Source organism: Natrialba magadii ATCC 43099 (genome assembly GCF_000025625.1).
Classification (GTDB): Archaea; Halobacteriota; Halobacteria; order Halobacteriales; family Natrialbaceae; genus Natrialba; species Natrialba magadii.
On sequence record NC_013922.1, the window covers coordinates 2,673,230 to 2,691,925 of the forward strand.

The window sequence follows — 18,696 nt, forward strand, 5'->3', positions numbered from 1 at the left end:
CAATATCTGGGCGGAAAATTCTAACGGTTACTATAGCGGAGATCCCAATCAAGACGTTGAAAGCATTGAAAAAATGGTGCCAGCACGATGGTATGATAATCTCACAAAAGCCAGAAATGTATATTACGATTTCCTTAACGGAGATAACATACACAACCATCAATTATCGGATGACAATGTCAAAGGTGTTTGGGTTTCCGCAGGCACAATTGATGGACAAAAGCCGTTTATTGAGATTGAATCGACTAGTGATGAAACACTTCCCTTAGGATATGTAGAGTCCAATGGAGTACCCATAAAAGTAACAAATCTAGAACCAAAAGAGAAAGCAGAGGACTCAGATAAAGACCCAAATAAATCTGGTAGAACTGAGCCACAGTCCAATTATATCGGCGGAGGTGACCGCTGTGGGAACGGTGATGGATCCGCAGGTACACTAGCAACACCAGTATGGAAATCCGGAAACGCTTCGGACAGATACTTTCTAACATGTGAACATATCGGTGCCGAAATGTCCGATTTTGGTGATGAGTTATTTAGAACGGGCGGAGGGCTCTCAGAAGGGGATAAACTGCACACTGGCGGCTCTTCCTTTTCATCGGAAATTGGAGAAGTGATTGACGCAAGTTGTTCTAATGACTTTGCAGTAGTTGATCCAGAAGATGGATACACACCAGATTTCTCTATTAATGGTGAGTCAAGTCCTATTGTAGGAAGCATTTCCAAGGATGGCTTATCAGATATGGAGAGTAATGGAGAACAGGTGAAGAAATCAGGACAAGTAACAGGAGTAACAAGTGGCGAAGTTAAGGCATACAATGGCACTGTTTTCCCATATCTAGGAACTTGTGGAACGAGACGTACTAACCAGTTAAGATGGGGTACAGAAGATGATTCCAAGGATGGTGATAGTGGTTCTCCAGTATATACTGATGAGTACACTTCTGCCGACGAGATCTTGATTGCGGGAGGACTTGATGGAGGTTGGCCGTCCTATGGCTATGTGGGGGACTATGCTTTTGGGACGGCAGCATATGTTCTTCATCAGGATTATGACTATAGATTCAGCGACCCATCTTATCGACCACGGTCATAATACTGTTATTACAGAACTGACATATGGGATAGTCTTCTGGATGACTTGAGAACCGAAATAGTTAGTGACTTGTTCCTTACTGGGTGATTGGATGGCCTTCACCTAATCCGTAACTTGATCGTAGTTCTAGACAGTGTATCACACTACCAAGCGGCAACCGTCACGGACTTAGCGGCCCATAATGACCTGAGTTTGTCATGTTCCGAAGATATCAATATGAAGTAAATCCGATCGAAGAAGGCTGGAGACAACTTCAATAAGTACGTAGCAATCGGTTCCCCGACTCACTTCTTAACTCACAACAGCGATTGACTCTACTTTGATCAGTTCCGTATCAGAAACGGCGGGTCATTCCTAATGGCTGTTGCAATCTATTGTATGGGAAGTATTAATACTTATTGAACATTTATATATGCTGTGATGGAGAAAGAACGAGTAGAAAAATATCGTACACTATTCCTAGGGTCTGATCCAACAAATCTACAAACTGTGGTGATCTCTGGGATTACTTCATTTGTTGTTCTCGGAATCCTCTTTTCCCAATCAATCCAAAGAATGGGATTATCACAACAAGAAGCGTTTGATATGCCAATCATAGTTTATATAGCATTTGTTGTACTTATAGCAAGTTTAGTCGGACTACTTGTTGTATCCACTGGAGGAACTCGGCCTGTGACGACGGGTCTTGCCGTAGGGTTTTTATCAGTCCTTGTCGTCTTTTCTACCCTCATTATATTAATTGAGATCGTTGAACTCGGTGCAGATGGTCTTGTTCTATTTGGTGTCTTCACACTGATAGGGACAAGTATTCTGGCAGCACATTCCAATAATGGATTGGCAATATGTTGGTACGTCGTTGCGATGCCGACTGCTGGTTTCCTGTCCCCAATTATAATCGGTGGAACCCCAATGGGTGACGGTGGGTCGGTACTCGGTGGGCTACTCGAGGGCATCGCGCTCGGCGTTTTGGTCGGGATCGTCGTGGGTACCATCGGGTTCGCCCTTGAGAAATTGCTCACCAACATCGTCATCCGATGGGACAGAGGGGGTTGAGATAAATTCGAACGCTCTTCGGTAGTACTGCGGAACTGGCTCTAACAAGTGGATGGTCTACTCCGTTTTGCCGCAGTTCCGGCACTGCAGCCTGTAACTCAGGGATGAGAGCTGTTTGTTAACACTCTATCCACCAGTCTACACAAGAGCGAATTCGAAAGTACCCTCATTATGGTTTTCTGAAACTAGTATCGTATCTAATAAGCAGCTAGGAGTCGGATGTAGTCGCGGCTTGCCAGCCATCATCAGATAAGTTCATTCAGTTCTGAGTAGCGAAACATGCCCCTGGTTCGCAACCTTCTTAATCGAATCCGGTGTCCACACGACTACAGATGGCTGTACTCTGGCTGGACGAGATCAGCGCCGGCGACATCGAGAAAGTCGGCGGCAAAGGTGCCTCCCTTGGCGAACTTACCGGAGCCGGGCTCCCCGTCCCCCCAGGTTTCGTCGTGACCGCCGGAACCTACCGATCATTTATCGAATCGGCCGAGATCGACGAGGAACTCTTCGCCGCCGTCGACGTCGATGTCGAGGACTCGAGTGCGCTCGCGGCTGCGGCCGACCGCGCGCAGGAACTCATTCTCGAGACGCCGTTCCCCGACGAGTTGCGCGAGGAAATTCTGGAGTCCTATCGCGAGGTTGGGGACGGCGAGGCGTTCGTCGCCGTTCGCTCCTCCGCGACCGCCGAAGACCTTCCGGACGCGTCGTTCGCGGGCCAGCAGGAGACGTTCCTCAACGTGACCGAGGAGAACCTGCTCGAGCGCGTCCGTGAATGCTGGGCGTCTCTCTTTACGCAGCGTGCGATCTACTACCGACAGGAACAGGGATTCGACCACTCGGCAGTCAACATCGCCGTCGTCGTCCAGCAGATGGTCGACGCCGAGAAGTCCGGTGTGATGTTTACCAGCCACCCCTCGACCGGCGATCCGACGATGATCATCGAGGCCGCCTGGGGACTCGGTGAAGCGGTGGTTTCCGGGGCAGTCTCGCCGGACAACTACGTCGTCGAACGCGAGGACCGCTCGGTCGACGTCACCGTCGCCGAGAAGAAGGTGATGCACGTCAAGGACGAAGAGACGGGCAAAACCGTCGAGCGCGAGGTGTCCCCAGACAAGCGGAACGCTCGCGTCGTCGACGACGACGAAATCGACCGCCTGCTCGACCTCGGCGAGCGCGTCGAGGACCACTACGATACCCCACAGGACGTCGAGTGGGCAATCGCTGGTGGCGAGGTGTACATGCTCCAGTCCCGTCCGATCACGACGATCGACGAGAGCGAGAGCGCACCCGATGCCGCGTCGGGCTCGGGTGCTGCCGGTATCGACGCGACACAGGGACTCACCGACGGCAGCGGCAGTGCTGCAGCTGCCGGGAGTAGCGACAACGGGCCCGATACCGGCTCCGACGACAGTTCCGGCGGCATTCTCGTTGACGGCCTCGGCTCGAGTCCCGGCACTGTCAGCGGGGCCGCCCGAATTATCACGAAACTCGACGACCTCGACAAGGTCAGCGACGGCGACATCATGGTCACCGAGATGACTATGCCCGACATGGTGCCGGCGATGAAACGTGCCGCCGGCATCGTCACCGACGAGGGTGGCATGACCAGCCACGCCGCCATCGTCTCGCGCGAACTCGGCGTCCCCGCCGTCGTCGGCACGACGAACGCGACGACCGTCCTGGAGGACGGCCGCGTCATCACGCTCGACGGCGACAAAGGCGCAATACTCGAGGGCCAGGAGGTCGACCCCGACGAGGAGACCGAACCCGTCGAGGAGGTCCGCCCGCAGTCGCCGGTCAAGCCGATGACCGCGACCGAGGTGAAGGTCAACGTCTCCATTCCCGAGGCCGCCGAACGCGCAGCCGCGACCGGTGCCGACGGCGTCGGCCTGCTGCGCATGGAGCACATGATCCTCTCGCTGAACCAGACGCCAGCCAAGTTCATCGAGGAAAACGGCGAGGACGCCTACATCACGGAACTCGTCGAGGGCATTCGCGGCGTCGCCGACGAGTTCTACCCGCGCCCCGTCCGAACGCGCACCCTCGATGCACCCACCGACGAGTTCCGGCAACTCGAGGGCGGCGCGGACGAACCCGACGAGCACAATCCGATGCTCGGCTACCGTGGCATCCGGCGCTCGCTGGATCGTCCCGAGGTGTTCGCCCACGAACTCGAGGCGTTCCGTCGGCTCTACGAGATGGGCTACGACAACGTCGAGATCATGCTCCCGCTGGTCAACGACGCCGAAGACGTTTACCAGGCCAAGCGCCTGATGGAAGAAGCCGGCATCGACCCCGAGAAACGCAAGTGGGGTGTGATGATCGAGACGCCGGCCTCCGCGCTAGCGGTCGAGGAAATGGCCAATGCAGGGATCGACTTCGCCTCGTTCGGGACGAACGACCTCACCCAGTACACGCTTGCCGTGGATCGGAACAACGAGCACGTCGCAGATCGGTTCGACGAACTGCACCCCTCCGTGTTGCGACTGATCAGCGACGTGATCGAGACCTGTCGCGAGAACGACGTAGACACGAGCATCTGTGGCCAGGCAGGCTCGAAGCCCGAGATGGCACAGTTCCTCGTCAACGAAGGCATTAGCTCGATTTCGGCGAACATCGACGCCGTGCGTGACGTCCAGCACGAGGTCAAGCGCGTCGAACAGAAGTTGTTGCTCGATTCGGTCCGCTAACAGCGCTCCGTCCGGTCACGTTTTCGACTCCGTTGAGGGCTCCTTTCACGCCGCCAGTCAGTAAACGCAACGACTAAACGCCGGACGGCCCACCGACGAGATATGCAACGCGAGCCCCAAGCGTTCGACCGGGTGCTCTCCTCGATGTGTACGACACCCCATCCGGTCGCACGCGAGGCGGCCGAACGATTTCTTGCGACGAACCCCGGCGATCCGGGAACCTACCCCACGATTTCGGCCCTGGAGGACGAGGCCATCGAACTACTGGGAGAGGTGGCGGGGCTTGACGACCCTGCCGGCTACGTCGCAAGCGGCGGCACGGAGGCGAACATCCAGGCCGTTCGAATCGCCCGCGAACGCGCCAGGTCGACGGCTGCGACAGCCGAGACGCCGACCGTCGTCATGCCCCAATCGGGCCACTTCAGCTTCCAGAAGGCAGCGAATGTGCTCGGCGTCGACCTCGAACTGGTCCCCACCGACGACGAGCACCGCGTCGATCTCGAGGCCGTCCGCGCCTGCGTCGACGAGACGACGGCGATGGTCGTCGGCGTTGCCGGCACGACCGAGTACGGCCGCGTCGACCCGATTCCCGAACTCGCTGAGATCGCTCAGTCGGTCGACGCACTACTCCACGTTGACGCCGCCTGGGGCGGGTTCGTCCTGCCCTTTACCGACCACGCATGGCACTTCGACCACGCACCCGTCGACACGATGGCGATCGACCCACACAAGATGGGCCAGGCCGCGGTCCCCGCCGGCGGCTTGCTCGTCCGCGACGAGACGCTGCTCGACGAACTCGCCGTCGACACGCCGTACCTCGAGTCCACCTCGCAGGCGACGCTGACTGGAACCCGGTCCGGTGCCGGCGTCGCGAGCGCCGTCGCCGCGATGGAAGAACTGTGGCCCGACGGCTACCGCGACCAGTACGTCCGCTCGCAGAACAACGCCGAGTGGCTCGCCGCCGAACTGGCAACCCGGGGGTACGACGTCGTCGATCCCGAACTCCCGCTCGTCGCAGCCAACGTGCCAGAAGCCACGTTCGAGGCGCTTCGCGACGCTGGCTGGCGAATCTCCAGCACCGGCAGCGGCGAACTTCGAGTCGTCTGCATGCCCCACGTGACGCGGACACAACTCGAGTCGTTCGTCGCTGCGCTCGATGCACTCGAGTCTGAGTCGGAGACGCCAACTGCGACGACGTAATTCAATTTTCGATACTCGTTTATCACCGCCGCCGCGAGAGGTGTGTATGGCGCTCGATCGGATCGATGGCGTTGCGCTCGTCGGCTTCGCACTGTTGGCCGTCGCATCGCTGACGCTGTCACTCGAGCAAATCGCGGTCGCAGCCGCCTTCGGCGGGTTCGTCCTCTCGCTGTCGGTCTGGCGGCTCTATGGCGGGCGGCCCTGGGAGGCGCTCGGCTGGCTCGCCTGGGTCGGTGCGGCCGTCGCGCTCGTCGTCGATTTCGATCTGCTGACGTTTCTCGTCACCTTCGGTGGGTTTGGGTTGATGGGTGCTGGATTGCTGCTCGGGAGCCGACTCGATCTCTTTCCAGCAATCTGGGACGCGGAACCAGGCTCCGAATCTGACGATAGTGACGCTGTCGACAGTACGACGGATGAATGAGTGATGGTCGTGCAGGACCGCGATTTCTCAACCACCAACAGTTATAGACGCCGACCGTCTAGGGTTGCGTACAGATGACGACGCGCGCTGTCGTTCCGGTCTGTTCTCGCCCGATGCGAATGTAGCGACAGCGCCGTCACCGAGTAGAGCATCACGACCGCACCCGGTCATACGGGTTCTTCGTGGCGCGAAACTCGGTTCGATCGAGTGGACCACTGCTCTGGTCACGGGGCACTGGTCACCGTTTACCGCTTTCCGCTTCCCAGTTGCTGCTCACCGCCGACTGGCGAGCAGACTCGTGAGCGAGCCCACTGGCGAAGCGAGCAAACCGACCCAAATCCCATCCCAAACCGGCGGGTTTTACGCCCGCCACCGACAGAACACGCATATGAGCACGGATTCAACAACAACTGACGACGCATTTCCGACGGATCGTCCCGCCGTCGTGACCTGCGGGTTGCCCTATGCCAACGGCGACCTGCACATCGGTCACCTGCGGGGGTACATCGGCGCAGACGCATTCTCGCGCGCACTCGAGACGCTCGGCCAGGAAACGGCCTACGTCTCCGGCTCGGACATGCACGGCACGCCCGTCGCCGTCAACGCCGAGGAGGAGGGCGTCTCGCCAGAGGAATTCGCGATGGAGTGGCACGAACAGTACGAAGAGACGTTCCCGAAGTTCAACGTCGACTTCGACAACTACGGCCACACGCACGACGAGACGAACACCGAATTCACCCAGGAAATCGTTCGCACGCTGGACGACGAGGGGTACGTCTACGAGAAAGAGATTCAGGTCGCCTACGACCCCGACGCAGATCAGTATCTGCCCGACCGCTACGTCGAGGGGACCTGCCCCTACTGTGGCGAGAAGGCCCGCGGCGACGAGTGTGACGAGGGCTGCCAGCGCCACCTGGAGCCAGGCGAGGTCGAGGACCCAACGAGTACGATCACCGGCAACGCAGCGGAGTACCGCGACCGAACCCACAAGTTCTTCGAGGTTTCCGAATTCGCCGACTACCTCACCGAGTTCCTGGACGGCCTCGAGGGTACCTCGAACGCGCGCAACCAGCCCCGGCAGTGGATCGAAGAGGGGCTGCAGGACTGGTGTCTCACCCGAGATATGGAGTGGGGGATCGACTATCCAAACGGAGATAGCGAGACCACGGAAGACATCGTCCTCTACGTCTGGGTCGACGCTCCCGTCGAGTACATCGCCTCGACGAAGCAGTACGCAGACCGCGTCGGCACCGACGAGTACGACTGGGAGCGTGTCTGGAAAGACGATGGCGACATCGTCCACGTCATCGGCCGCGACATCATCCAGCACCACACCATCTTCTGGCCCGCGATGCTCGAGGGCGCAGGCTACAACAAGCCCCGTGCGGTCGCCGCAACGGGCTTCATCACGATCAACGGCAAGGGGCTCTCCACCAGCCGGAATCGTGCGATCTGGGCAAAGGAGTACCTAGAGGAGGGCTTCCACCCCGACCTGCTTCGGTACTACCTAACTACGACCGGCGGCCTCCAGCAGGACGTCGACTTCTCCTGGGACGCCTTCCAGGAGAAGGTCAACGGCGAGTTAGTGGGGACGGTCGGCAACTTCTGGTACCGCTCACTCCTGTTCGCCTATCGCAACTACGAGGGGACGCCGGAGGCAGACGTCTCCGAAGAAGTCGCAGAGCGTATCAAGGGCGCTATCGGCCAAACCCGCGAGGCCGTCAACGACTACTCGCTGCGCGGCATCGGCCAGGCCGCAACCCAGCTCGCCCAGTTCGGCAACGAGTACATCCAGCGCAACGAACCCTGGAAGCTCACCGACGACGACCCCGAGCAGGCTGCACAGGTTATCCGTGACTGCGTTCAGATCGCCAAGGCCGTCGGCGTCCTCCTCGAACCAATCGCCCCCGACAAAGCCCAGGCGCTCTGGGAGCAGTTAGGCGAGGACGGCGACGTGTCGGACGTTCATCTCGAGGACGCACTCGAGTCCCCGCCGCGAAACTTCGACGAGCCGGGTGAGCTCTTCGAAAAGATCGAAGACGACCGCGTCGCGGAGCTGAACGAGAAGTTGGAAGAGCGAGTTGCGGCGGCCGGCGATGATGACGAGAGCGACGACAACGAGGAAACCGAAAGCGACGACACTGCGTCGGACGAATCGGCGGCTATGGCAGACGAAGATGAAGGCGAAGACGCAGCCACCGGCGACCTCGAGCCGCTCCTCGAGGAGCGTATCGGCTTCGAAGACTTCCAGGAACTCGACATCCGCGTCGGTCGGATCGAGTCGGCCGAGGGGATCGAGGGTGCGGACGATCTCGCGAAGCTCGAGGTCGACATCGGGTTCGAGACGCGCCAGGTCGTCGCGGGCATCAAGCAGCTGCACGACCTCGACGAACTGCCGGGCGAGAAGTGCATCCTGCTCGCAAACATGGAGCCCGCGGAGCTGTTCGGTGTCGAATCGAACGGCATGATCCTCGCGGCGGGCGACGAAGCGGATCTGCTGACGACCCACGACGACGCTGTCGTGGGCGAGAAAGTGCAGTAACGCCGTCCCAAGTCAAGTCTCCCGGACGCGTCGATCCTGGCGCAAAACTCGATTTTCACGTCTTACTCGCGGCGTTTGTTTTGTCAATCTCGAGCAGGCGACAGCCTACAGCGGAATCGTGAGCAGGTTCCAGTACCCCAACAGCAGGCAGAACCCAGCCGTCGCGAGCACGACGAGCGTGTAGTGGACCCGAGAGCGCAGCGTCCACCACGAGAGCCGCCAGGACTGGACGGCGTACCCTGCCGCGACGACCGTTCCGAGCGCGCCGACCAGTGGTAACACGGCGAGCAGCTGGAAACTCGTCGGCGGGTTGCTGAACAGCGTATACGGCTGCAACAGGTAGAGCACGACAGTACCGACGAGGAAGCCGAACAGCGCCCCACTCGAGCCGCCGGCGACCCAGCGCGCCCACCCTGCGTTGTGAAGCGGTGTTGATGACTGCGAGGACTGGGTCCGTGTCTGCGGCTGGGACACCGACTTCGATTGTGACTCCTCGGCTACGGACGCACTCGAGTCCCCGTCTGACTCAGGACTGGCGCTGTCCGAATCTGTGGTACTTGAAGCCGCCGAACCGTCGATCTGCTGCGTCTCAGACGGCGATTCCGTGTCAGGCGCACCACTCGGTGCTGACGCAGCGGAATCGGTGTCGGCCTCGCCAGTAGTTGCGTCGGAAAGCTCGTTCTCACTCCCGCTATTGCCGCCACCGCCGCTCCCATCGCGACCACTACGGAACCGCCGCCAACCACGTGCCAGCGGCCAGCCAACGGCACCCGAGAGCATTCCCAGCATCGTCGCGCCGGCGACTCCGCCGTGCAGCGAGAGTGACTCGTGCCACGACTGGCGTTCGAACGCCTGGAAATCGAGGAAGAGATATCGAACGTCACCATCTTGCTCGCCGAACGCAAGCTGCGTATCGCCCTCGACCGCCTCGAAGCGGAGCGGCTCGACCTCCACCCAGCGGTCGGGACCCCCACCGAAATCCGTGACGAGAAAGCCATCGTCGTCGACGCGGACATCGGCGCTGGCCGCTTGCACCGTCGACGGCAGCTTCCCCATCGTCGTTTCGACGACCCGAACGCTGCGGTAGGTGCCCTCGAGTTCGCCGGCGCGAGCGGGTGGACCATCGGGTTCGCCTGGCGTCAGCTCGTCTTCGCCCTCTGCATCGGACAGAAACTCAGCAGCGAACCCTTCACGGAACTCGCCGCTTGCCACCGCCCCGCTGTCGGTGTTGTACGTGACGAAGACGCCGAGATCGGCCGCGGGAACCAGCCAGAGGTCGCTGTAGAACGAACCCGGAATGTGGCCGTTGTGCTCGAGTGTCCGGTGTGCCTGCGGGCCGATGGTACCCTCGATGAACCCGAAGGTGAAGCCGTCGAGCGCGTCGTGGTGGGTGAACCACTGTTCCTGGAGCTGGGACACGGCATCGGACTCGAGTACCCGACTATCGTCGGTGCCAAGAGAACCGTCCCCAAGCTGTGCGCGCATGAATTGCGCCATGTCGGTCGCCGACGCGCTCATCGAGCCAGCGGGGGCGAACTCGAGGAGCAGACCGGGCGCTTCCTGGGGCGATCCAAGAAGCGCGCTGTATCCCGTGGCGGCGTTCTCGCTCGCCGCCTCGTCCGGGAACGGTTGTGCGAACGACGACTGGGTCATCGACAGCGGGTCGAAGACGTTCTCCTGAGCGTACTGTCCGAAGGGTGTGCCGGCGATATCGGCGACGACCTGGGCGGCGAGTGCGGTTCCGTAGTTCGAGTAGGCGATCACCTCGCCGGGCGGGCGGACACGGGCCGGCTGTTCGTCTGAGAGCACTGTTGGCAAGTCTCGCATGTCGTCGGGATCGGTGACCCACGTTCCCTGAAACCGCTCTTCGAAGCCGGCCGTGTGCGTCGCGAGATGAGCCATCGTGATCGATTCGGTGTGTGTTTCAGGAATCGAGACGGACTCGAGGTACGTCGTTACGTCCTCGTGTGGATCAAGCTGTCCGTCCTCGATCAGTTGCATCGCAGCCGTCCAGACGATCGGTTTCGAGACGGATCCGATTCGGAACCGCGTGTCGGCGGCGTCGACGGGCTCCTCGGTGTCGGCGTCTGCCACGCCGTATCCTTTCGTGAGGATGGCCTCGTCGTCGTGGACGACGGCGACGGACGCGCCGACGATATCGTGTTCGTCGAGGGCCGTGTCCAGTGCGTTGTCGACGAACGACTCGACGGCGTCGGGATCCAGCTCTAGGTCGAGTTCGGCCGCGTCTTGCTGTGCGTGCAGTGTGGCGGTGGTCGGACCGCTTCGTCCGTTTCCGTTGTGCTCCGAGTGTTCACCCGGCTGAGACAGTTCGGATGTCGATGCGTCAGCACCGGCAAGCTCCGTGAGCGGCCCGGCGAGCGATGCCGTTCCGAGAAGCGCCGAGCCGGCGAGAAGCTGCCGGCGGGAGGGATCGGTCGACATTACAGATAGGTGTCGATTCAAACGGGTACAACATATGTGTTTGGAGTAATATTTTACTCCTGTCCGGCGAGTCGATGACGAGAGAGAGAGACAACGGAGAGGTGATGGACAGATGCCGAGCAGACGGCTAGACAACGGGCAGATACCAGACAGACGAACAGGAACTGACAGATGACTTCATAGGCGAATGACAGGACCGAACACGACACCCGACGAAGCGACGCCAGAACGGCCCGCCGACCCGTTCAAACCGCTCGGCAACGAGACCCGACTCGAGATCCTCCGCGTGCTCTACGACCATCTGCAGTCGACCTCACGAGAGGCGACGCTCTCGTACTCGACGCTCCGATCGGAAGTCGGTGTTACGGATAAGGGTAACTTCAACTATCACTTGCGACAGTTAGATGGGTTGTTCGTCGAGCGCGGGAGCGAGACTGAGCCTACGGCCAGTACCGGTTCTGGTACCGGGAGCGACACTGACACCGAGACCACCACCGACACAAATTCCAGTTCCAACAGCCATTCACCCACCAGTACGGACTCCAGTCCCGACGGCTACCGACTCACGTTTGCCGGCTTCGAAATCGCCAAAGTGATCGACGTCGACGCCTGGCGATCACACGAACCGTGTGGGCCCGTCGTACTCGACGACCCGAGAGAGAACCCAGTCGATACCAGTGCGAACGAGACCGACGACGGGCCGACAGCACAGGACCCGCTGACGGCAACCTACGAGGACAGCGTTGTCGAGATCCGACGTGGCGACGACCTCCTGTACGCTCACGCCGTCCGACCCACCGGCGCAGCGGCGCGAGGAATGGCAGTCGACGAACTGCTCGACACCGCCTCGACGCTGTGGCGACACACCGTCGAACAGCTCCTCAAAAACATCTGTCCCTACTGCCACGCGCCCATCGAACGGGCACTCGAGTACACCCCAGACCGGCGCTGGGAACACGCGTTCAGTGCGAACTGTGACGAGTGTGGCTCCCTCGGCGGGTCACACGTCGGCATTGTCGCGATCACTCATCCGGAAGCGATTGCGTTCTGCTGGGACCACGGACTGGATCTCACGAGTACCCGTGTCTGGAGTCTTCCGTTCGTCGACGACGACGCGGTAACGGTTCTCAGTGACGAACCGCGTCGCGTGCGACTCGACATCACGTTCGAAACAGCGCGACTCGAACTGGTCGTTAGCGACGACGTTCGGATCGTCGACACCGAGCGGGTGTGTCGAGCCGAACGATAACGCTCCAGCCGTCACACTTCGTCGACGAGTTGCGAGAAATTGTCAGTGTCGAGGAGTTCCATCGTCTGCGCCTGGAGGCCGTGCCGACGCAGCGTGAGCGCCGATTTGAACGCGGCCTCGCGGTCGCCAGCTTCGAACACGGCGAGAAAGTCGTGCTCGCCGAGGATCGCGTACGACTCCTGGAGGTCGGCGTTGTGCTGTTCGAACTCCGTGCGCACTTCGCCCCAGATCGACGCAAGTTCCTGTGCGTTCTGGACGTCACGGTCCGCAACGTCGATCAGTGATGCGTACGTTGGCATGTCCCAGGACGAACCGGGCAAACGGAAAACAGTTGCCGTGGCAGACGACGGTCGCAGTAAAGGCAAACTCGGCTTTGAGTAAGTCACCTATCTTTTTGCCCGTGCTCGCGCTAGCGCAAGCCATGAGAAACGCAAAGATCGTCTGTACGCTGGGTCCCGCCTCGAGCGATCAGCGGACGATCCGCGACCTCGCCGACGCCGGGATGTCCGTCGCCCGGCTGAACGCGAGCCACGGTAGCCGCGCGGACCGAGCCGAACTCATCGACCGCGTCCGGACGGTCGACGAGCAACGCGAGAAGCCAGTCGCCGTCATGCTCGACATGCAGGGCCCCGAGATTCGCACCGCCCCGCTTCCTGACGGCGAAACGGTGACACTCGAGTCCGGCTCCGAAATCGAGTTCGTCGAGAGCGACCAGGTCTCGGCCGAACGGGTGGGGCTCTCGCTGCCGATCGACGCCGTCGAAGTGGGTGATCGTATTTTGCTCGACGACGGATTGATCGAGACGACAGTTCGCGAGCACGAGGACGAGGGCGACACGATACGGGCACACGTCGACACGGGCGGCGAACTCGGCGGCCGGAAGGGTGTGAACGTCCCCGGCGTCGATCTGGACCTCGATGTCGTCACCGAGTCCGACCGTCGGGACCTGGAACTGGCCGCCGAGAAGGAGGTCGACTTCGTCGCGGCGAGTTTCGTCCGTGACGCCGAAGACGTCTTCGAGGTTAGCGAGGTACTCGAGAGTTTCGGCGCGGAGATCCCGATCGTATCGAAGATCGAGCGCGCAGGTGCGGTAGACAACTTGGACGAGATCATCGACGCGTCGGACGGAATCATGGTTGCCCGCGGCGATCTGGGCGTCGAGTGTCCGATGGAGGACGTGCCGATGATCCAGAAGCGAATGATCCGGAAGTGTCGCGAGGCAGGCCTGCCGGTTATTACGGCGACGGAGATGCTGGACTCGATGGTTCACGCGCGCCGACCGACGAGAGCGGAGGCCTCGGACGTGGCCAACGCCGTTCTCGACGGCACGGATGCGGTGATGCTCTCGGCGGAGACCGCCATCGGCGACCACCCTGTCGCCGTCGTCGACGCGATGGACAGTATCGTCCGCGAGGTCGAGAACTCTGGGGAGTACGACGAACTGTTAGAACAGCGCGTTCCCGCGGCCGGCGAGGCCCGAACGGACGCGCTGGCACGATCGGCTCGCTTCCTTGCACGCGACGTTGGCGCCGACGCAGTCGTCGCGGCAACCGAATCTGGCTACACGGCATTGAAGACCGCGAAGTACCGGCCCGGTGTTCCGGTCGTCGCCTCGACGCCGAGCCACCGCGTTCGGCGGAAACTCGCCCTCTCGTGGGGCGTCACGCCGCTGTATGCCGAAATCTCCGATCAGGGGGCTGATACCGTCGTCGAGAAGGCAGTACAGGCAGCACTCGAGGCCGGGATCGCCGAGAGCGGTGCCACCGTCGTTGTTCTCTGTGGGATGATGACCGAACTCGAGGGTGCGAGCACGACGAACATGTTGAAGGTCCACGTCGCCGCGGAGGCACTGACGACGGGCCGTGTCGTCGTCGAGGGCCGAGCCACGGGACCGCTCGCCCGCGTCCCGGACGGCGACCTCACCGACGTGCCGGACGGTGCTATCATCGCTCTCCCAGCGGATTTCGACGAGGAGTTCACGGGTGATTTGAACACGATTGGTGGCATCGTCAACGCCCAGCGTGGGATGACGGGGTACCCGGCACTGGTCGCCCGAGAGATCAACGTGCCGATGGTCAGTGGGGCAGATATTCCGGATGCTGCTTCCGGAACCGTCGTGACCGTCGACGCAGAGCGTGGCGTCGTCTACGAAGGTAACATCAGTGACCGGCGCAACCAGGACGAGTAAGCGAGTCGGCGTACCCAGTACTTGCACCCAGTTGGGACAAAATACTCTCTCGGACCGGACGATCACCAGGACGGCGGGTTTTTGTCGCCGGCCTGTATACTCCTATGTATGGCAGACGAGACGTCCGACGACGACCATCGCGACGACTGGGGGGCGTCGTGGGGGACGGATTCAGAATCTGGTTCACGGTCGGACTCGACCTCGAACTCGAACTCGAACTCGAACTCGGACCCGAAGCCGGACTCGGACTCGGACTCGGGCTCAAACCCAAACCTGAACTCGAACTCCAATTCCAACTCGAATCCAGCAACTGCGCCTGAGCCACGCGCAGGCCCACCATCCGCATCGGATGACCGCACTGAGACTGATCGCATCTCTATCGATCTCTCACGAGACACCGACCCCGACACGACTCGAGAAACAGCCCAGGACGACGATGAGGAGACCGACGAAGACGACCCCTATGCTCCCGAACCAAGTTCGGCACCGATCGAAGCTGGTGACCCATCGCTCGAGAACGCACTCTTCGTCGCACTTGGCGCGCTCATCATGCTCTTCGTTCTTGTACGCGTCTTCTCGATTATGCTCTGATCGGGACTGATTACAGACTCTCAGTTCTTGACCCCGAACAGCGCCTGACCCAGAACAGCGCCTGACCCAGAACTCGCCACCTAGATCTCAGTCACCTCTTTCGCACGCTCCAGTCCGTTCGTTGCCTCGGTCTTCGTCTCCTCGAGTGGCCCCACAATCTCGTCGGGCAAGTCCATCCGATCCGCAAGCGCCAGTAGCGTCTCGAGTTTCGTGATCTCGAGGCGCTCGATCGTCCGGCCGAGTTCGGCCTCGACGAGGTCGCCGAGTGCCGGGTCCTGTATGTCCGCAATGAGGTCCTCGCGCTCGCTCGTGAGAGTATCGAGCACGTCACTCTCGACGACGCCCGGTTCGGCCTCGACCGCGTCGAACAGCGGTTCTATCCGGCCGATCTGTTCGGTCGTGGTCTCGCTGTGGGCCATGTAAAACGACTCGCGTTCCTCGTCAGTCGCAGCCTCGGCCAGTTCGGTCTGGAGGTCCTCGAGTTCGCGCTCGAGGTGGTAGATGGTAGAACTCGCGCAGTCGCTGGATGAACAGGTCTCGTTCGGTTTCGATCATGTTGGTGTGGGCATTGCCGAGCCCCAAAGCGGTTCGGCCGTCGTGTGACGACCGGGTAGTAGGCCGTTGCAGTAGCCAACCAGTCAGAAATATGAATGTACTTATGCGGTACTGTCGATTATCCAAAACAATCACATGCGACAGCTTGCCGCCCTCCTGTTGGTTGCCTTGCTCGTGATGAGTGCCGGCTGTAGTGCGTTCGACTCATCGCCAGACGGTGATCGAGAGCCACTCAGTGTCGAGAACGACGAACTCGTGCCGGGACTCACCGAAGACGGAATCAACGACACGACCGCCTTCGCGAACGCTCACTACGATGGACTCGAGTACAGCGAGTTCGAACGGACGGAACAGCGAGTAATTCACAACGAGTCGGGCGATGTCGTTTGCACGACGAATACGACACAGACGGTTACCGAGGAGGCGGCTCGTTACGTACTGCGGGTCGACCCGGATTCGCTTGCGGACCCTGAGCCGGATGCGGTGATGACACGCGAAACGTGGCGGGAAGACGGTGATCGGATGAGTATCAGCCGCGTCACCGATGCTGCGGGTACTACTGAATTCCACGGTCAGAACATGGGAATGGAGTCGACGAGCCTTCCAGTGTCGTTATACGAACTCAGCGAAGTCGAGCACACGGTCAGCGTCGACGAGTCTGACAGTGGTACTGAACGGTACCGAATCGAAGGCGCGGGCAACATCACCCAACAGAGTGACCAGCACGTCGAGTTCGACCTTCTGGTCGACTCGTCAGGTCTGATTCAAACCTACGATATTACACACACGATGCGGGTCGACAACGAAGAACAAATCTGGGAGTACGTTGGCGAGTTTACTCGCAACGACGACCTCGAACTTGAGGAACCCGACTGGGTCGAGGAGGGCTGGGCCGAACTCGAGTCCCAGTCGGCTGACGACTGATTAGCCGGCGAGGACGAGCAGCGCGAGCAAGAGCGCGAAGAAGCCGACCCAGATCAGCAGCGAGACTTTTGTGTACGACTACGGTTCGGGCTCGAACTGCTGGCCGCTTTCGACGCAGCCTTCGGAACGGCCTGTTTGAGAACCAGTAGTCAGCCCACAGTACCCCATCCCACAGCTACATACCATCACGACGATATGGCGCAGGTAGTCAATGTACGTCGATCTTACCCACCCAATCGAGTCCGGAATGCCGGTCTTTCCAGACGACCCGTCAGTAGACGTGACCACAGCAGCGACAGTCGACGCGGACGGCTACCGCGTCACGGACCTCCACTGTGGCAGCCATACCGGGACACACATCGACGCACCGAGTCACACCGTCCCCGACGGCGCTGTCCTCGACTCGATGTCGATCGATCGATTCGTCTTCGATGCTCGGGTCGTCGACTACACCGGTCTGGGCCCTCGGGAACCGATTACGACGGCTGACCTGCCTGAACCCGACACCGAGACCGACTGTAACCTCCTGCTCTGTCGAACCGACTGGGACGAGTACTGGGGGACCGACCGCTACTTCGACCATCCCTATCTGACACCGGAAGCCGCCGGCCACTGCCGTGAGGCCGGCTGGAACGTCGGACTCGACACGCTCAACCCCGATCCGACACCAACCGAGAACGCAACGGAATCGGAACCAGCCGGCTTTCAGGTCCACCAGACACTCCTTGGGAACGATCTGCTCATTATCGAAAACCTGACTAATCTCGAGCAACTCCCGACCAGCCAGCCCATCACACTCTATGCCTTCCCGCTCGCGCTCGCTGAGGCCGACGGCGCACCGATCCGGGCGGTTGCAGAAGCCGCATCGACCGCTGACTAATGCAGGCTAATGCAGGCTAACACAGGCTCAACGGACCGCTACTCGAGTGTTGCGTCGGTCACCCGAATCGACCCACGGCCCCCGTCTCTGTCCCACTCCGTCTCGTACTCGAGTGCAATCCGCTGGTCCATGTGCGGGCCGTCGACGACGAGCGTCTCGAACTCACCGCCTTCGCCGAGAATGTGGACGCCGTACTCCTCGTTGAGCGTCTCGAGTTCGGCCAGTGCGTCCTGGTCGAGCGTGCGGCCGAGCCAGGATTCATCTAACCCGTAGGCAGCTGTCTGGATGATTTTGATTTCGAAGCCGGCCTCGAGCATTTCGTCCGCCAGCGTTCGGGGATGTTCCTGCCAGAGTGGCGCGAAGAGATCACAGCCGAGGCGGTCGCACATCGCTTCGATTCGGTTGGTCTGGAACTCGCTCTCGACGGCACCGGCCGTGACGCCCGCGATGCCGCCGTCGAGGTCGGCGTCCAGTTCTTCGAGTGCCGCCTCGAGTGGCTCCAGTTCGGCATCGCCCTGTTCACCGGAGTCGGTCGCGCTGTCGGCGTCGAAATCAGCGGGGTCGACGTCGACGAGTTCGATGCCGGTGCTCTCGGCTGCGAGTGTGGCGAGGTCGGTTGCCGGAACGTGATACATGTAGGAGTCCTCGGACGGGTGGACGGTGACGAGTCGCTGGACGTCGAGGTCGGTCTCGAGGGCCTGATACAGTGCCCACGAGGAGTCCTTGCCACCGGAGAAGAGGCTCACCCACGCGCCCGTGCCGTCTGCATCGCTCATGAAAGACGGTTGTGGTGGGAGAGTAAATGGGTACCGAGTCTCGAATGTCGAATCCAGGACTCGTCGTACTCGAGTAGCCAGGTGTTACG

Annotated in this window: 15 protein-coding genes and 1 pseudogene; 12 read left to right on the forward strand and 4 right to left on the reverse strand. The window is 60.6% G+C overall.

Going from position 1 to position 18,696, the window contains the following annotated elements:
• Positions 1-73 precede the first annotated feature (73 nt).
• The 7 genes and pseudogenes from NMAG_RS21670 (at position 74) to metG (ending at position 9,002) form a co-directional block, all read left to right on the forward strand.
• Positions 74-1,096 carry a chymotrypsin family serine protease gene (locus NMAG_RS21670; RefSeq protein WP_012996696.1) on the forward strand — a complete coding sequence of 341 codons (1,023 nt, stop codon included), beginning with the start codon at positions 74-76 and terminating at the stop codon, positions 1,094-1,096.
• Positions 1,097-1,207: 111 nt separating this feature from the next.
• Positions 1,208-1,454, forward strand: a pseudogene (locus tag NMAG_RS22460) (IS630 family transposase); the annotation flags it as partial.
• Between the two features lie 59 nt (positions 1,455-1,513).
• Positions 1,514-2,149, forward strand: coding sequence for a hypothetical protein (locus NMAG_RS22465; RefSeq protein ID WP_237076784.1), 636 nt, complete (start codon positions 1,514-1,516; stop codon positions 2,147-2,149).
• 332 nt (positions 2,150-2,481) lie between these two features.
• Complete coding sequence (gene ppsA / locus NMAG_RS12500) at positions 2,482-4,839, forward strand: phosphoenolpyruvate synthase (protein ID WP_004215197.1); 2,358 nt, start codon at positions 2,482-2,484, stop codon at positions 4,837-4,839.
• Positions 4,840-4,941: 102 nt separating this feature from the next.
• The gene (gene mfnA / locus NMAG_RS12505) at positions 4,942-6,039 is read left to right on the forward strand and encodes a tyrosine decarboxylase MfnA (RefSeq protein WP_004215196.1); all 1,098 of its coding nucleotides are present in this window, start codon (positions 4,942-4,944) and stop codon (positions 6,037-6,039) included.
• Between the two features lie 46 nt (positions 6,040-6,085).
• Positions 6,086-6,460, forward strand: coding sequence for a hypothetical protein (locus NMAG_RS12510; protein WP_004215195.1), 375 nt, complete (start codon positions 6,086-6,088; stop codon positions 6,458-6,460).
• A 388-nt stretch (positions 6,461-6,848) separates the two neighbouring features.
• Positions 6,849-9,002, forward strand: coding sequence for a methionine--tRNA ligase (gene metG, locus NMAG_RS12515; protein ID WP_004215193.1), 2,154 nt, complete (start codon positions 6,849-6,851; stop codon positions 9,000-9,002).
• Between the two features lie 105 nt (positions 9,003-9,107).
• Here metG and NMAG_RS12520 read toward each other — a convergent pair whose 3' ends face one another.
• Positions 9,108-11,444 (reverse strand): serine hydrolase domain-containing protein, encoded by a 2,337-nt coding sequence (locus tag NMAG_RS12520; protein WP_004215191.1) that lies wholly within the window; start codon positions 11,442-11,444, stop codon positions 9,108-9,110.
• A gap of 187 nt (positions 11,445-11,631) precedes the next feature.
• Here NMAG_RS12520 and NMAG_RS12525 point away from each other — a divergent pair, with 187 nt between their 5' ends.
• Positions 11,632-12,693 carry a DUF7351 domain-containing protein gene (locus NMAG_RS12525; protein WP_004215189.1) on the forward strand — a complete coding sequence of 354 codons (1,062 nt, stop codon included), beginning with the start codon at positions 11,632-11,634 and terminating at the stop codon, positions 12,691-12,693.
• An 11-nt stretch (positions 12,694-12,704) separates the two neighbouring features.
• Here NMAG_RS12525 and NMAG_RS12530 read toward each other — a convergent pair whose 3' ends face one another.
• Positions 12,705-12,992, reverse strand: coding sequence for a GYD domain-containing protein (locus tag NMAG_RS12530; protein ID WP_004215187.1), 288 nt, complete (start codon positions 12,990-12,992; stop codon positions 12,705-12,707).
• Between the two features lie 122 nt (positions 12,993-13,114).
• On the opposite strand from NMAG_RS12530, the gene pyk reads away from it, so the two are divergent.
• On the forward strand, positions 13,115-14,881 hold the full coding sequence (gene pyk, locus NMAG_RS12535; protein WP_004215185.1) for a pyruvate kinase: 1,767 nt from the start codon (positions 13,115-13,117) through the stop codon (positions 14,879-14,881).
• A 108-nt stretch (positions 14,882-14,989) separates the two neighbouring features.
• A complete protein-coding gene (locus NMAG_RS12540; protein WP_004215184.1) occupies positions 14,990-15,472 on the forward strand; it encodes a DUF7312 domain-containing protein in 483 nt (160 codons plus the stop codon).
• Between the two features lie 80 nt (positions 15,473-15,552).
• On the opposite strand, the gene NMAG_RS12545 is transcribed toward NMAG_RS12540, so the two are convergent.
• A complete protein-coding gene (locus NMAG_RS12545) occupies positions 15,553-15,975 on the reverse strand; it encodes a DUF892 family protein (RefSeq protein WP_335332180.1) in 423 nt (140 codons plus the stop codon).
• A gap of 187 nt (positions 15,976-16,162) precedes the next feature.
• On the opposite strand from NMAG_RS12545, the gene NMAG_RS12550 reads away from it, so the two are divergent.
• Together NMAG_RS12550 and NMAG_RS12555 are read left to right on the forward strand one after the other, a co-directional pair.
• Entirely contained in the window at positions 16,163-16,951 is a 789-nt protein-coding gene (locus NMAG_RS12550; protein WP_004215182.1) for a hypothetical protein, read from the forward strand.
• A 211-nt stretch (positions 16,952-17,162) separates the two neighbouring features.
• Entirely contained in the window at positions 17,163-17,831 is a 669-nt protein-coding gene (locus NMAG_RS12555) for a cyclase family protein (protein WP_004215181.1), read from the forward strand.
• A 38-nt stretch (positions 17,832-17,869) separates the two neighbouring features.
• Here the strand turns inward: NMAG_RS12555 and NMAG_RS12560 are convergent, their stop codons facing one another.
• Positions 17,870-18,607, reverse strand: coding sequence for a diphthine--ammonia ligase (locus NMAG_RS12560; protein WP_004215180.1), 738 nt, complete (start codon positions 18,605-18,607; stop codon positions 17,870-17,872).
• Positions 18,608-18,696 lie beyond the last annotated feature (89 nt).

What these genes read in the sequence shown, in the direction of transcription:
- NMAG_RS21670 (WP_012996696.1), top strand. Translation starts at nt 74, where the DNA reads ATGGTGCCAGCACGATGGTATGATAATCTCACAAAAGCCAGAAATGTA.
- ppsA (WP_004215197.1), top strand. Translation starts at nt 2,482, where the DNA reads ATGGCTGTACTCTGGCTGGACGAGATCAGCGCCGGCGACATCGAGAAA.
- mfnA (WP_004215196.1), top strand. Translation starts at nt 4,942, where the DNA reads ATGCAACGCGAGCCCCAAGCGTTCGACCGGGTGCTCTCCTCGATGTGT.
- NMAG_RS12510 (WP_004215195.1), top strand. Translation starts at nt 6,086, where the DNA reads ATGGCGCTCGATCGGATCGATGGCGTTGCGCTCGTCGGCTTCGCACTG.
- metG (WP_004215193.1), top strand. Translation starts at nt 6,849, where the DNA reads ATGAGCACGGATTCAACAACAACTGACGACGCATTTCCGACGGATCGT.
- NMAG_RS12520 (WP_004215191.1), bottom strand. Translation starts at nt 11,444, where the DNA reads ATGTCGACCGATCCCTCCCGCCGGCAGCTTCTCGCCGGCTCGGCGCTT.
- NMAG_RS12525 (WP_004215189.1), top strand. Translation starts at nt 11,632, where the DNA reads ATGACAGGACCGAACACGACACCCGACGAAGCGACGCCAGAACGGCCC.
- NMAG_RS12530 (WP_004215187.1), bottom strand. Translation starts at nt 12,992, where the DNA reads ATGCCAACGTACGCATCACTGATCGACGTTGCGGACCGTGACGTCCAG.
- pyk (WP_004215185.1), top strand. Translation starts at nt 13,115, where the DNA reads ATGAGAAACGCAAAGATCGTCTGTACGCTGGGTCCCGCCTCGAGCGAT.
- NMAG_RS12540 (WP_004215184.1), top strand. Translation starts at nt 14,990, where the DNA reads ATGGCAGACGAGACGTCCGACGACGACCATCGCGACGACTGGGGGGCG.
- NMAG_RS12550 (WP_004215182.1), top strand. Translation starts at nt 16,163, where the DNA reads ATGCGACAGCTTGCCGCCCTCCTGTTGGTTGCCTTGCTCGTGATGAGT.
- NMAG_RS12555 (WP_004215181.1), top strand. Translation starts at nt 17,163, where the DNA reads ATGTACGTCGATCTTACCCACCCAATCGAGTCCGGAATGCCGGTCTTT.
- NMAG_RS12560 (WP_004215180.1), bottom strand. Translation starts at nt 18,607, where the DNA reads ATGAGCGATGCAGACGGCACGGGCGCGTGGGTGAGCCTCTTCTCCGGT.